The 14378-nt window shown below is 37.8% G+C and carries 14 protein-coding genes; all 14 read right to left on the reverse strand.

What is annotated here, in order from left to right:
• Positions 1-39: 39 nt before the first annotated feature.
• Positions 40-897 (reverse strand): ATP synthase F1 subunit gamma, encoded by an 858-nt coding sequence (gene atpG, locus ACIQXW_RS12855; RefSeq protein ID WP_340820977.1) that lies wholly within the window; start codon positions 895-897, stop codon positions 40-42.
• Positions 898-946: 49 nt separating this feature from the next.
• Positions 947-2455 (reverse strand): F0F1 ATP synthase subunit alpha, encoded by a 1509-nt coding sequence (atpA, locus tag ACIQXW_RS12860; RefSeq protein WP_173478606.1) that lies wholly within the window; start codon positions 2453-2455, stop codon positions 947-949.
• 28 nt (positions 2456-2483) lie between these two features.
• The gene (locus ACIQXW_RS12865; protein ID WP_340820979.1) at positions 2484-3020 is read right to left on the reverse strand and encodes a F0F1 ATP synthase subunit delta; all 537 of its coding nucleotides are present in this window, start codon (positions 3018-3020) and stop codon (positions 2484-2486) included.
• Positions 3017-3535 carry a F0F1 ATP synthase subunit B gene (atpF, locus tag ACIQXW_RS12870; protein ID WP_340820980.1) on the reverse strand — a complete coding sequence of 173 codons (519 nt, stop codon included), beginning with the start codon at positions 3533-3535 and terminating at the stop codon, positions 3017-3019. The genes ACIQXW_RS12865 and atpF overlap by 4 nt, the downstream gene beginning before the upstream one ends.
• 177 nt (positions 3536-3712) lie before the next feature.
• Positions 3713-3937 (reverse strand): F0F1 ATP synthase subunit C, encoded by a 225-nt coding sequence (gene atpE, locus ACIQXW_RS12875; RefSeq protein WP_004269474.1) that lies wholly within the window; start codon positions 3935-3937, stop codon positions 3713-3715.
• A gap of 63 nt (positions 3938-4000) precedes the next feature.
• Complete coding sequence (gene atpB / locus ACIQXW_RS12880; RefSeq protein ID WP_402762746.1) at positions 4001-4711, reverse strand: F0F1 ATP synthase subunit A; 711 nt, start codon at positions 4709-4711, stop codon at positions 4001-4003.
• Positions 4712-4746: 35 nt separating this feature from the next.
• On the reverse strand, positions 4747-5118 hold the full coding sequence (locus ACIQXW_RS12885) for an ATP synthase subunit I (protein WP_139860289.1): 372 nt from the start codon (positions 5116-5118) through the stop codon (positions 4747-4749).
• A gap of 540 nt (positions 5119-5658) precedes the next feature.
• Complete coding sequence (wecB, locus tag ACIQXW_RS12890; RefSeq protein ID WP_340820982.1) at positions 5659-6780, reverse strand: non-hydrolyzing UDP-N-acetylglucosamine 2-epimerase; 1122 nt, start codon at positions 6778-6780, stop codon at positions 5659-5661.
• 186 nt (positions 6781-6966) lie between these two features.
• Positions 6967-7596, reverse strand: coding sequence for a uracil phosphoribosyltransferase (gene upp, locus ACIQXW_RS12895; protein WP_173478609.1), 630 nt, complete (start codon positions 7594-7596; stop codon positions 6967-6969).
• A gap of 127 nt (positions 7597-7723) precedes the next feature.
• Positions 7724-9877 (reverse strand): EAL domain-containing protein, encoded by a 2154-nt coding sequence (locus ACIQXW_RS12900; protein WP_402762751.1) that lies wholly within the window; start codon positions 9875-9877, stop codon positions 7724-7726.
• 394 nt (positions 9878-10271) lie between these two features.
• Positions 10272-11513 (reverse strand): serine hydroxymethyltransferase, encoded by a 1242-nt coding sequence (gene glyA / locus ACIQXW_RS12905; protein WP_401010746.1) that lies wholly within the window; start codon positions 11511-11513, stop codon positions 10272-10274.
• 62 nt (positions 11514-11575) lie between these two features.
• Complete coding sequence (locus ACIQXW_RS12910) at positions 11576-12118, reverse strand: TIGR01440 family protein (protein WP_340820985.1); 543 nt, start codon at positions 12116-12118, stop codon at positions 11576-11578.
• Between the two features lie 123 nt (positions 12119-12241).
• Positions 12242-12679 carry a ribose 5-phosphate isomerase B gene (gene rpiB / locus ACIQXW_RS12915; RefSeq protein ID WP_173478613.1) on the reverse strand — a complete coding sequence of 146 codons (438 nt, stop codon included), beginning with the start codon at positions 12677-12679 and terminating at the stop codon, positions 12242-12244.
• Positions 12680-13091: 412 nt separating this feature from the next.
• The gene (locus ACIQXW_RS12920) at positions 13092-14375 is read right to left on the reverse strand and encodes a methyl-accepting chemotaxis protein (RefSeq protein WP_340820986.1); all 1284 of its coding nucleotides are present in this window, start codon (positions 14373-14375) and stop codon (positions 13092-13094) included.
• Between the last annotated feature and the right edge of the window lie 3 nt (positions 14376-14378).

Genomic DNA, 14378 nt, shown 5'->3' on the forward strand with positions numbered 1-14378 from the left:
CTCCTATCGTATTCTTATACGACATTGGTGAGCTGAAGCCTATTCTAAGGCTGCAGCCCCACCAACGATTTCTGTAATTTCTTGTGTAATTGCTGCTTGACGTGCACGGTTATATTGCAATGAAAGATCTCCGATAAGATCAGATGCGTTATCAGTTGCATTTTTCATAGCAGTCATACGAGAAGCATGTTCACTTGCTTTTCCGTCTAATAATGCGCCGTAAACTAGGCTTTCCGCATATTGTGGAAGTAATACTTCAAGAATTGCTTCACCAGATGGTTCGAATTCATAAGAAGCTTTACTGCTTACAGTTGCAATATCAGTTAATGGAAGAAGTTTTTTCTCTGTCACTTCGTTAGCGATAGCGCTAACAAAGTGATTGTAGTACATATAAAGTTCATCATACGTACCGTCAATGAACATACCAACAGCATTACGAGCGATTTCTTTAATATCAGCGAATGTTGGTTGGTCAGGAAGAGCAACTACACTGCTAATAACATTATGATCACGTTTCACAAAGTAATCACGAACAACACGACCTACTGCTAAAATCACGTATTCGTCTTTTGATTTATGACGCTCGTTGATTGTACGTTGCACTTGACGAAGGATACTTGAGTTGTAAGCACCTGCAAGACCACGGTCAGAACCAATGACTAAGTAAGCTGTTTTCTTAACAGGACGTGCAGTTAACATTGGATGTCCACTGTCTTTTGTACCTGAAGCGATAGCGCCTACTACGTCCTGAATTTTTTCCATGTAAGGAACGTAAGCTTTAGCGTTTTGCTCTGCACGACGTAACTTTGAAGAAGAAACCATCTGCATCGCTTTCGTAATTTGTTTCGTACTCTTTGTTGAATTAATACGACCTTTTATTTCGCGTAAGTTTACCACTGGTATTTCACCACCTTTTGTTTTTTAATCAAGCGACTATTTTTCTTGCTTATTCTGATTTAGCGAAAGTTTTTTTGAATGCAGTTAAAGCTGCTACGTATTCCGCGTCAGGAGCAAGTTCTTTAGTAGTACGAACATGATCTAAAACGTTTGTGTGGTTTGTATCTAACCAGCTTAAGAATTCAGATTCAAAACGAACGATATCTTGAACTGGAATATCATCTAAATGACCTTTAGTTAATGCATAAAGGATCGCAACTTGTTTTTCAACTTTAAGTGGTTTGTTTAGGTCTTGTTTAAGAACTTCAACCGTACGTTTACCACGCTCAAGTTTAGCAAGTGTGATTTTATCTAAATCTGAACCGAATTGAGCGAAAGATTCAAGCTCACGGAATGCAGCTAAGTCAAGACGTAGTGTACCCGCAACTTTTTTCATCGCTTTAATTTGAGCAGATCCACCTACACGTGATACAGAAAGACCGGCGTTAATCGCTGGACGTACACCTGAGTTGAATAAGTCAGATTGTAAGAAAATTTGTCCATCAGTGATTGAGATAACGTTAGTTGGGATGTATGCAGAGATATCCCCAGCTTGTGTCTCAACGAATGGAAGAGCTGTGATTGAACCATTTTGATATGTTTCATTTAACTTCGCAGCACGTTCTAATAAGCGGCTGTGTAAGTAGAAAACGTCACCAGGGTATGCTTCACGACCTGGAGGACGGCGAAGAAGAAGTGAAAGTTCACGGTAAGCTGATGCTTGTTTAGAAAGATCATCATACACGATTAATACGTGTTTACCTTGTAACATGAATTCCTCTGCCATAGATACACCAGCGAATGGTGCTAAGAATAATAATGGAGCTGGTTGAGAAGCTGAAGCTGTCACAACGATTGTGTAATCTAAAGCGCCATGTTTACGGAAAGTTTCTACTACACCACGTACAGTAGATTCTTTTTGACCAATTGCAACATAGATACAGATCATGTTTTGGTCATTTTGGTTAAGGATTGTATCGATTGCTACAGATGTTTTACCAACTTGGCGGTCACCAATGATTAATTCACGTTGACCACGACCGATTGGTACAAGTGCGTCAATCGCTTTAATACCAGTTTGTAGTGGTTCGTGTACTGATTTACGAGCCATTACACCGAAAGCTGGGCTTTCGATTGGACGAGATTTAGTTGTGTTGATTGGACCTTGTCCATCCACTGGTTGACCTAGTGGGTTTACAACACGGCCAATTAGTTCTTCACCAACTGGTACTTCCATAATACGACCTGTACGACGAACTTCATCGCCTTCTTTGATGTCTGTGTATGGACCTAAAATAACGATACCAACGTTACCTTCTTCTAGGTTTTGAGCCATACCCATAACACCGTTAGAGAACTCTAGAAGCTCTCCAGCCATGGCGTTGTCGAGGCCATGAGCAAGAGCGATACCGTCACCAATACGGATAACTGTACCAACTTCGCTTACTTTAAGTTCAGATTCATAATTCTCAATCTGTTGTTTAATCAGACTGCTGATTTCTTCAGCCTTGATGCCCATGTATGTCACCTCTCACATTTCTAAATTATTAACCGATTAATTCACGTTTTAGACGCTCAAGCTTGTTCACTACTGAGCTATCATAAATATGGTTACCGATTTGAACACGAATACCACCTAATAATGAAGGATCGATTTCGTTTGTAATGTTTAACGATTGTTTCCCAACAAGTTTACTGAATGCTGCAGAAATTTTAGCGCTTTCTTCAGCAGAAAGTTCACGAGTTGAGAATACAGTTGCATCTGCAGAACCTTGTGCCTGTGCAGCAAGCTCAGCATATGCATTAGCAATTAGCTTCACTTCGTTTACACGTTTCTTCTCAACAAGTAGTTGAACTGTGTGTAAAACTTCTGGCGTTGCACTTGCAAAGATTTCAGCTACCATTTGCTTCTTGCGTTCAATAGAGAACTTAGGCGCGTTTAAAAGTGTTAAAAAATCTGGAGATTCTGTAACAACTTTTGTTAACTCGTTTAAGTCTGCCCCAACTTCTGCAAGAATATTTTTTTGTTGCGCAATTTCAAATAGAGCTTGAGCGTAACGCTTTGCTACAGTTGAATTACTCATTGAGCTTCCCCTGCCTTCGCAATCGTCTCTTCAATTAGAGCACGGTTGTCTGCCTCAGAAATCTCTTTGCTAAGGACTTTAGATGCTGCAAGTACAGATAATGAAACGACTTCATCACGTACAGCTGCGATAGCCTTTTCTTTTTCAGACTCGATTTCACGTAAAGCCGATTCTTTTAAGCGGTTAGCTTCATTGCGAGCTGCTGTAAGAATTTCTTCTTTTTGCATTTCGCCTTGCTTCTTAGCACCCTCAACAATCGATTGTGCTTCCGTACGAGCTTCTTTAAGAAGACTTTTTTGTTCTTCTAAAAATTTGTGCGAATCTTTGCGAGCTTTTTCAGCTGCTTCGATCTCGCTAGCTACTAATTCTTCACGTTGTTGCATAATGCCCATTAATGGACCCCAAGCGAACTTTTTAAGTAGAAGCATTAATACTAAGAAGATGACTAATGTTGAGATGACATCTCCACCATTGAATCCTCCACCTGCACCTAGTACAAGATTGTCTAAAAACACGATTGTTTCACTCCCTTCAAGAGCTTTAACTTCAACATATTAGTTTGTAATACTTAAAAACTTACCTATTTTAAAAAGCTATATTTGCACATAGCTTTTATCTGTTCCAAAATGAAGGGCGAAGTTTCATCTGGTGAATCCTGCTTCGCCACTAGTAAAATTCAGTATACAACTGAATTATTTGTTCATTACGATGAATGCTACTACTACTGCGATGATCGGTAATGCTTCAACTAATGCAACCCCGATGAACATAGTAGTTTGAAGAACGCCACGAGCTTCTGGTTGGCGAGCGATACCTTCAACTGTTTTTGATACGATAAGACCGTTACCAATACCTGCACCAAGTGCACCTAAACCGATTGCGATTGCTGCTGCTAATAAACCTAATGAACCTGTCATTTTAAAATTTCCTCCTTGGAATTGTTTGTTTTTTTGGTTCAAGCATAAAATTTATGCTTTATATTAATGGTCATCGCTCACTTTATGAGCCATGTAAACCATTGTTAACATTGTGAAGATAAAGGCTTGGATAAAGCCGATGAAAATAGAGAAACCTTGCCATGCCATCATAGGAACAATTGCACCTACGAACCCGATCGGACCTGATATTGCTAAACCTGCGATTAATGCAAGTAAAATTTCACCTGCATAAATGTTACCGTAAAGACGCAGACCTAATGTTAAAGTGTTCGCAAACTCTTCAATAATTTTTAGCGGGAACATAAATGACATTGGTTTGAAGAATGTACCAACATAATGGCCTGTACCCTTCATTTTGATACCATAGTATTGAGATAATACTAAAATCATTGTTGCAAGAGTCATTGTAACCGTTGGGTCAGCTGTTGGCGATTTCCACCAAAGTTGATGGTCATAGACGATAGAGAATGGAAGACCTAATAAGTTAGATACTGCGATAAACATAATAAGTGTGATACCTAGAATGTGGAATCGTCCACCAGTTTTCCAGTCCATGTTGCTTTTGATGATATTCTTTACGAAATCCATAATCCATTCCATAAAGTTTTGCATACCAGTCGGTTTTAACTTTAAGTTTCTAGTAGAGATAACAGCGATTAAAAATACGACTATTGCTGCAACTAGTAACATCATAACTGTAGATAAGTTAAATGTTAAAAAACCTATGGTTACTAACGGAGCTTCATGATTCATTGTTATTTTTCACCTCTCTTTCTAATAAAGCACAATTAGTGGTTCCTTACATGAGATACAATTCTCTCGACAAAGAGAACTACGTACGGAATCATTAGCCCTATGACCGTGCTAATCAAGTGAAAATAGTTTGGCAACGAAATGGCTATAGCGACTGCCGCTACACCTGATCCAAAACGCAGTGCTGTACCAAGTGAACCTATTTTCTTCCCTTCACTAATGGAACGATCAAACTTCTCCATACGGCGAACTAAAATCCAAAAATTATACGTACCAAAAAATGCACCGATTGCGATGCCCGCAAAAACTGTTTGAAAGGACGTAAAGCCCCAGCCTAATGCGCAAAGTGCGAGCAAAAAAAATAACGCTCTCTTCTGCACAGCAAAAATGTGATGCAAATCTAGCATTGGTTTGTAGTCTCCTGAATCATTTTTTCGAGTAAAGAAAACGTTTGCTTACCACTTTGTGAAATCAGAAAAGAGCAGTGAAAAACACTACTCACAGCGGAATAGTAATGGGAGAGTCATTTGAATGAAATTACAGGTGTAAATTCCTAATAATGCCTTACACCCCTTACTGATTCGGTGTTAAACCGAAACGCACAAAACGTTGCAAATCGACAGTGATGGTTTGAACTGTCAATTTAGTAGAAACTTGATATAACAAGTGTTTCAACGTCTATCAACGATTAGAAACCCTTATCATTCTTACCCTTTGTAAGCATACAATAGGTGATATTTGAAGTCAATTAGTAAAGGAGAAAAACTTCACAGCTACTATACTCTTGTCAAATTGTTGACAAATTTGTGTATGAACTTTCATAGATTACAATTTTTTTTTTGGAATAATGCAAAAAAAAGCTAATTTACGACAGAAATTTGCTCGTAAATTAGCTACACATTAAATTTTAGTTCTTTTTGCTTATTTTTAAAATTAAAAATGGTGTATTACTTGCTTTTTTGTAAAAAATTCAAGAGAGCTTCTACGATACGCTGTGAAGCATGACCATCTCCATAAGGATTTGAGGCTTTTGCCATTGCTTCATACGCCTCTTTATCCTCTAGCAATTCTTTTGCAAGAGAATAAATTGTTTCCTCTTCTGTTCCTGCTAGTTTCAAAGTTCCAGCAGCAATTCCTTCCGGACGCTCTGTCGTATCACGAAGCACAAGAACTGGCTTTCCTAATGATGGCGCTTCTTCTTGAACACCACCAGAGTCAGTTAAGATCATGTACGAATTCGCAGCGAAGTTATGGAAATCAAAAACTTCAAGAGGTTCAATTAAATGCACGCGATCATTATCGCCTAATATTTCATTGGCAATTTCTCGCACAGCCGGGTTCATATGCACAGGATAGACAACTTGAACATCTTCGTGCTCCGCTAACAGTCGAGTAATTGCTCGGAACATATGACGCATTGGCTCGCCTAGATTTTCACGACGATGTGCTGTTAATAATATCATTCGATCGTTTGCTATTTTTTCTAACACAGGATGTGTATAATGCTCACTCACCGTTGTAGCTAATGCATCAATAGCCGTATTGCCTGTGACAAAAATAGTATCTGCGTTTTTATTTTCATCTAAAAGATTTTTCTTTGATACTTCTGTTGGGGCAAAGTGCAAATCAGCCATGACACCTGTCAGCTGACGATTCATTTCCTCTGGGTAAGGTGAATACTTATTCCATGTTCGAAGACCTGCTTCAACATGACCAATGGCAATTTGATTATAAAACGCTGCTAAGCTTGCAATGAATGTTGTAGCAGTATCACCATGCACTAAGACAATATCAGGTTGCGCTTCTTTCATGACTTTATCTAAACCTTGTAATGCATTGGTTGTCACATCAATTAGAGTTTGACGATCCTTCATTATATTTAAATCGTAGTCTGGTGTAATTTTAAATGTTTCTAATACTTGGTCAAGCATTTGGCGATGTTGTGCTGTTACAGTCACAATTGATTCCACTTGCTCGGGATGTTTTTGCAATTCCAATACAAGCGGGGCCATTTTTATCGCCTCTGGTCTCGTACCGAAAATCGTCATCACTTTCCATTTTTTCGTCAAAACGATTTGCACCGTCCTTTGGTTGTATTGTATATCAAGTGCAATGGTCCACATTCATTACTAAGAAGAGAGACTTAATTGCCTAAACATACTATGAAACGTCCTTCAATAATGAAGGACGCTTTCAAATGCTATAAAGTTGCTATAGGAAAAACGTTATTGCTCTTTAAGCAATAACTCCACTTTTTATTTCGTACCGAATAAACGGTCTCCAGCATCACCTAGACCTGGAACAATGTAACCATGGTCATTTAACTTTTCGTCAAGTGCAGCAATATAGATGTCCACATCTGGATGTTCATCTTGAATTACTTTTACACCCTCTGGCGCAGCAATTAAACACATAAATTTAATGCTTTTCGCACCGCGTTTTTTCAGTGAATTGATAGCTTCCACTGCTGAACCACCCGTAGCAAGCATTGGGTCTACAATAATGAAATCGCGTTCTTCCACATCTGCTGGAAGTTTTGCATAGTACTCAACAGGTTTTAATGTTTCAGGGTCACGATAAAGACCAATATGACCAACTTTCGCAGCTGGAATTAGTTTTAATACGCCGTCAACCATGCCGATGCCTGCACGTAAAATCGGTACAATTGCAAGTTTTTTCCCAGAAAGAACTTTTGTTTTCGCGATTGTTACTGGTGTTTCAATTTCAATTTCTTCTACAGGCATTTCTCGCGTAATTTCGAATGCCATTAATGTTGCGACCTCATCAACTAGCTCACGAAATTCTTTAGTTCCTGTATTTTTATCACGAATATAAGTTAACTTGTGTTGGATTAGTGGATGATCAAATACGTATACTTTGCTCAAAGGGGTTCTCTCCTAACCGTTCGGATTTCATTTTTATCTCAACTAGTATAACAGAAAACAGGAGTTGTCTCAAAAATAAATTCGAGATATCCCCTTTTCCAGAGTGTTTGCTACATGTAGAAGCAAATTATACGTCAAGTATAGAATCTAGTTGCTCAATCGCCATCGGTTTATAATAGAAGTAACCTTGTCCGACTTTACAACCAAGCGCACGTAATATCTCTACCTGTTCCTCATTTTCGATTCCCTCTGCAACAGATGTCATACCTAAATTTAATGCAAGCTGAATGATTGATCGGACAATTGCTAATGTTGCTGCATCATTTATATCATTTATAAAGCTACGATCAATTTTCAACTCAGTGAACGGTAATCTTTGTAAATAACTAAGTGAAGAAAAACCTGTTCCAAAATCATCCACCGATGTTTTAAAGCCATAGCTCTTTAATTCTTGAATAATGGCGAATGCAGTTTGAAAATCAACTAAGCCAATATTTTCTGTTACCTCTAAAATAATATTACTTGGATTAATCATATATTTTTCAACTAATTGCCGGATATCCTTAACAAAATGAGGATAGTAAAAGTGATCAGGCGATATATTAACCGCAACCTCTACTAACTTCTTCCCCAATTGTTGACGCTCCGCTAGCCAAGCGAGAACAATTTCTAAAATTTGTATGTCGATTTCACGAACCTTCCCTGCATTTTCGGCAACTGGTATAAACATAGCTGGTGATACAAAGCCAAGAACCGGTGAATGCCAACGAGCTAGCGCTTCAATACTTTGAATTTCGCCTGTTCGTAAATCTACTTTTGGTTGTAGATTTACAGAAATCTCTTTATTTTTAAGCGCTTGTGATAAATGATTTAAAACAGTCATCTGTTGCTCTAGTAAATCATTGCGTTCCTTCGTAAATATCTCCATATGCGTTCCTGGTTTGTTGGCAGCATAAGATAAAGCATTATCTGCAAATCTGATTGCATCTGCAATTTTAATATCTTTATCAAAGGAAGATATGCCAGTTTTTAAAGTAATATAAATATGCTTACCATTTATAATAAACGGCTGGCGTGTTAATTCTTTTATGCGAACCTCATAATCGTTTAAGTCTTCATTAGGTGTCACTTGTGAAATAATAAGACTAGAACTTGTGAATCTAGCAATATACTCATTCAAATCCTTCTTATGTTCTTGAAGACGTCTAGCAATTTGTCTTAATAATTCATCCCCCGCTTCTCGGCCATATAATTCAACGACTTGATGGAATTCACTTGGTTTTATGATTTTAATAAAACCTATTCGCCCTCGTTGTTCTTCCTTTTCTATCTTATTTAAAAAGCTATGTCGATTTGGCAAGCCAGTCGTAATATCTTTATAAGCTAAATCCCATATTTTTTTCTGTGTTTTCGCATACGAATACGCTAATGCAACGAGCGCTCCAATTTTTTGAAACACATTGTTAAAAAACACACTTTCACCCGGATATTGAGAAAAAATTGCAAAAAGTCCGATCGCTTGTTGCTTTTGATTGCGAATAGGTACAAACCATCCCGAGTGATTATTTGTTAGACTAGCAAAGTTTTTAAATTCTATTGGAATAGCAACCTCTTCTAGTTTATTTGCTATTATCGGTGTTTCCTGTTGCATCACCTTTCTATAGAAGTCATTCATCTCGAAAAGCTGAGGTACATGTTGGTGAGCACTATTAGAAGTAAAAACTTGCAAATAATTTGAATCTATTTTGATAAGAACCGAGCTAAACACATATGGCATGAAAAATTGATCTATTTTGCTACAAATAGTGTCCATTTTTTTATAAAATGGATAGTCCTTTTCAATTGCCTCATAAACGGTTTTCTCTAATTCCGCTATAAAATCTTCAGTATGATAATACGTAATATCCTTCACGATTATTAACACAAATAATGTTTCATTATCATTATTTTGAAAAGGAAGGGTTTGCATTTCTGCCCAAAATGGTGGCTGTTCGAAGCGATGATGGTGCAACTTTTCTGTCACCATTGCTCCACTATGTATGTTCTCTTTTATTTTTTCAAGCATTGTCGTCGGTAACTCACTTGAAAGCATCGCAAAATAATCTGTTTCTAAAATCTGTGAACGTATTGCATTTGTAAGCGTGCAAAAAGAATTATTACATTCCACTATGAAATTAGTTTTAGCATCCAAAATAACATAGCTTTCTTTAGATTGTTCACCTAAGTTACGAATTGTAGTTAATAAAATATTTTTTTGTACGTCCATAGATTTAGTAACCATCCAACCCCTCCCGTCTATATCCATCAATTCTACCCCTTTATATTGTACATAAAAAATTCAATAAATTGTCACTTTTACAAAAAAACAATTTTTCTTTGGGACATTAATTGTCCTTATTCAATATAATATAACCTTTTATCCTATATTTATGTAAAAAAATCCAAAAATAAGATTAATTTATTTTTATATAAGCAAAAAATATAGTTTTGCAGTTTAATCTATCAATTACACTTCCGTATTTTTTCGTGCTTGCTCGAAAATCTTCTTTCGGCTTCATTTCATAGCTTTCTATAGTAGTGAACCAAAAATTGGGCTAAAACAAAATTAAAAACTAAAGGCTGTGCCTAAAGTGAACAACACACTTAAGACACAGCCTATAATTAAACAATACTGATTATGCGTATAATGGATGTTTATCAGTTAAAACTTTAACACGATCTTTTGCATCTGCTTTTACCGCTTCATCTTCTGGGTTTTTAAGTACAGCTGCGATAATAGCGCCTACTTCTTTCATGTCTTCTTCTTTAAAGCCACGTGATGTAACTGCAGGTGTACCAATACGAATACCAGAAGTAACAAATGGAGATTCTGTATCGTAAGGAATTGTATTTTTGTTAGTTGTAATTCCTACTTCATCAAGCGCGTGCTCTGCTACTTTACCAGTTAAGCCAAGAGATTTTACGTTTAAAAGTAATAAGTGATTATCCGTACCGTTAGATACGATTTCTACACCCTCTTCGATTAACACTTCTGCTAAAGCACGTGCATTTGCTTTAATTTGTTTTGCGTAGTCTTTGAAATCAGGTTGTAAAGCTTCGCCAAATGCTACAGCTTTTGCAGCGATAACATGCATTAATGGTCCACCTTGGATACCTGGGAAGACAGATTTATTTAATTTTTGCTCCCATTCTTTTGACGCAAGAATTAAACCACCACGTGGTCCACGTAATGTTTTATGTGTTGTAGATGTAACAAAATCAGCGTAAGGAACTGGTGATTGGTGCTCTCCAGCAGCTACTAGCCCAGCGATGTGCGCCATATCCACCATAAAGTAAGCTCCTACTTCGTCTGCGATTTCACGGAATTTTGAGAAGTCGATTTCACGTGGGTATGCAGATGCACCAGCTACAATTAGTTTTGGTTTGTGTGCTAACGCTTTTTGACGAACGTCTTCATAGTCGATTACATGTGTATCTTCTGTTACACCATACTCTACGAAATTATAAAGGATACCTGAGAAGTTTACAGGAGAACCATGTGTTAAGTGACCACCATGTGAAAGGTTCATTCCTAGAACTGTGTCACCTGGTTGTAAAATTGTATGGTATACAGCCATGTTTGCTTGTGCACCAGAGTGCGGTTGTACGTTAGCATATTCTGCACCGAAAAGTTCTTTCACACGATCACGTGCAATATCTTCTACTACGTCTACGTGTTCACAGCCACCATAGTAACGTTTTCCAGGATAACCTTCAGCATATTTGTTAGTAAGAACTGAACCTTGTGCTTCCATTACTGCTTCAGATACAAAGTTTTCAGATGCAATTAACTCGATATTCGCTTGTTGACGTTTTTTCTCAGCTAAAATCCCATCTAATACTGCTTTGTCTTGTACTGCTAATTTTTCGTATGCCATGTTTGAAAAAGCCTCCTAAGTATAATCGTTATTTACATGTACCTCTGACAACAGAAGTAGTGTTATTTATATACAGCACGTTCGCCACCAATTAGTTTTGGACGTGTTGTTGCTACTGTGACAACCGCTTCTCCTACTGATCGCACTGAGGTACGAACTGGAACAGCTACTTCTTTTAAATGCATGCCAATTAACGTTTGGCCTATATCAATACCTGCATGTGCACGTATTGCCTCTACAACTACCGGGCTTTCCAATTTTGTATAAGCATACGCTGACATCGATCCACCCGCAGTGCGAACAGGAATAACAGCCACAGGTTCATAGCCCAACTGTTCTGCAACTGAAGCTTCCATCGTAATAGCTCGATTTATATGCTCACAGCCTTGGAATGCTAAAAATAATTGATGTTTCTTTGCAAATGCCTGCAATGGCGCAAAAATTGCTTCTGCTGTTTCAAGTGCACCTGCTGTGCCAATTTTCTGACCAATCACTTCAGACGTAGAGCAGCCTACGACAAAAATAGTCTTTGGTCGCAGTACTACCTGCTCTTCGAATTCACTGAGTAACTGAGTCAATTGCGTTTGTATTTGTTGCACAACCATTAAGCTCAGCCCCTTATTTTGATGTCTTCTATTTACGTTAGGCGTCAAGCTAAGGTAAAAGTGACAGTGCAAGACTGTCACCACCTATTTGTTTTTGCGTTAACGGCTGAAGACGTTCTTGTATTACTGTTCTAATTCAGCGATTTTTTCTACGCGGCGTGTATGACGCCCGCCTTCAAAATCAGTTTCAAGCCATGTTTGCGCGATTTCACGTGCTAGGCCTGGACCAATTACGCGCTCACCCATCGCTAAAATATTTGAATCATTATGGCAACGTGTTGCCTTTGCACTAAATACATCATGCACTAATGCACAACGAATGCCTTTTACTTTGTTCGCAGCGATGGACATGCCAATCCCTGTGCCACAAATTAAAATGCCTTTATCAAATTCCCCGTTAGCAACACCTTCAGAAACTGGCTTTGCATAATCAGGATAGTCTACTGAATCCGCAGATTGTGGACCAAAATCTTCGTAGCTAATATTAAGCTCATCTAACAGTTGCATAATCTCACGACGTAAATTATTGCCTCCGTGATCAGAAGAAATTGCTATTCTCACTGGGTTCCCTCATTTCGAAATATAGTCAACATTAGTTTACCACTTCTCTTTCAAGAATAACATGATTTTTGTTGCAATTTTATGCTGATTTCTCCTAAAAGACGAACATTTCTTGTATTTCGATTGAAAAACGTTCATTTTTAAGTACTATTTCTGTGGATAATGTGAATATCCTGTTAATAAATTCGGATAATGGTCTTTTGTTGTAATATTCCCTCTTCTGAAGTTTTTCTACCTTTTCAACTACAGTGGACATACTATTTCAATATTTTTTCATTTGGACCTGTTAATAACGTTCAAGCTTCCTGTCAACGAGTATTTGGTCAATCCATAGAAAAAACTGTGGACAAGCTCTTTTTTAAGGCTGTCCACAGTCTGTCATTTACATGTATTATTTAAATGCTTTTTCTTACTATGCTTCTCTATCAAATTGTAGAATCATTTTATGCAACGCTTCGGATTGTTTTTTCAAGTCTTGTGCAAGTTGTTCTACTTGTTCAATTGCATGTGCTTGCTCTTCTGTTGCACTGCTCACTTCTTGTGCACCAGCCGATGTTTCTTGAGCAATGGCTGCTACTTCTTGTGATTGTCGAGCAGTTGTTTCAATATTGTGCATTTGTTTTTCAATTAATGAAGATATCTCTACGATCGCGTTTGCCATTTCATGGACACTTGATGACATCCCTTCAACCGCAGTCGTAGTTTCAGAAACACGCGCTGCCTCTTTAGTCGCAAATGACACTTGTTGATTCATTTGTTTCACAACAACTTCAACATTATGTTGCATTGATTGAATAAGAGTCGTAATTCCTTGTACAGCCTTTGCACTTTCATCGGCCAAGCCACGAACCTCTTCTGCCACAACCGCAAAGCCTTTGCCATGTTCTCCTGCACGGGCAGCTTCGATAGATGCATTTAATGCTAGTAAATTTGTTTGTGCCGCAATATCACCTACTAAACTAATGATACGCTCAACTTGTCCAGCATTGTCTTCTAATGTACGAATACTTTCTAGTGCTTCGTTGTTGCCAGCTGCAATTTGTTGAATGCTATTGACTAACGTTTCAATCGCTTTTGTTGTATTAGTTAAATTATGTAAAATCTCTTTCGATTGTACTGCTGACTGTTCCGCTCTAGTATTCACTTCTGTTGCTAATGTGCGCACATCTTCAATCGCCTCTGCTGTATCTTGTACTGCTGTAGCTGAAGCTTCTGCTCCTGCGGAAATATGTTTTACCGTCACCGCAATACCGTCTGCTTTCTTTGTCGCAACAGCGGTTTCATCGGATAACTTGATAATCGATTGATTTGTTTGTTGAAAGTTTTGATCGATACTTTCTACCATGTGGCGTAAATTTAACACCATTTGTTGGAATGCAACTGCCACTGAACGAATCTCATCATTCGTTTTTGGCATCACTACATCCTCTCCAATTTTTCCTTCTGCAACGCGTGTAGCAGAGTATTCAAGTCGCTGTAACGGCTTGATTAAAATAACGCTGAAAATTGCCGCTAAAATACCTGACCATATAATCCCTAATAAATAAGTAATCACTTCAAATAGCTTACGATTAATTTCCGGGAAAAAAGTAGGTTGTATAAATTCAATGAATACAAAGCTGATACTATACGTGATCAGTGCAAGAATACTTACAAATAATACTAGTTTAAGTCGTAAGCCAAACTGTTTTTTCATAGT

Origin of the sequence: Lysinibacillus sp. NPDC097162 (assembly GCF_044762185.1) — a bacterium.
GTDB lineage: Bacteria > Bacillota > Bacilli > Bacillales_A > Planococcaceae > Lysinibacillus.

What these genes read in the sequence shown, in the direction of transcription:
- glyA (WP_401010746.1), bottom strand. Translation starts at nt 11,513, where the DNA reads ATGGCATACGAAAAATTAGCAGTACAAGACAAAGCAGTATTAGATGGG.
- ACIQXW_RS12885 (WP_139860289.1), bottom strand. Translation starts at nt 5,118, where the DNA reads ATGCTAGATTTGCATCACATTTTTGCTGTGCAGAAGAGAGCGTTATTT.
- ACIQXW_RS12865 (WP_340820979.1), bottom strand. Translation starts at nt 3,020, where the DNA reads ATGAGTAATTCAACTGTAGCAAAGCGTTACGCTCAAGCTCTATTTGAA.
- atpA (WP_173478606.1), bottom strand. Translation starts at nt 2,455, where the DNA reads ATGGGCATCAAGGCTGAAGAAATCAGCAGTCTGATTAAACAACAGATT.
- ACIQXW_RS12920 (WP_340820986.1), bottom strand. Translation starts at nt 14,375, where the DNA reads ATGAAAAAACAGTTTGGCTTACGACTTAAACTAGTATTATTTGTAAGT.
- atpE (WP_004269474.1), bottom strand. Translation starts at nt 3,937, where the DNA reads ATGACAGGTTCATTAGGTTTATTAGCAGCAGCAATCGCAATCGGTTTA.
- atpB (WP_402762746.1), bottom strand. Translation starts at nt 4,711, where the DNA reads ATGAATCATGAAGCTCCGTTAGTAACCATAGGTTTTTTAACATTTAAC.
- ACIQXW_RS12900 (WP_402762751.1), bottom strand. Translation starts at nt 9,877, where the DNA reads ATGGTTACTAAATCTATGGACGTACAAAAAAATATTTTATTAACTACA.
- ACIQXW_RS12910 (WP_340820985.1), bottom strand. Translation starts at nt 12,118, where the DNA reads ATGGTTGTGCAACAAATACAAACGCAATTGACTCAGTTACTCAGTGAA.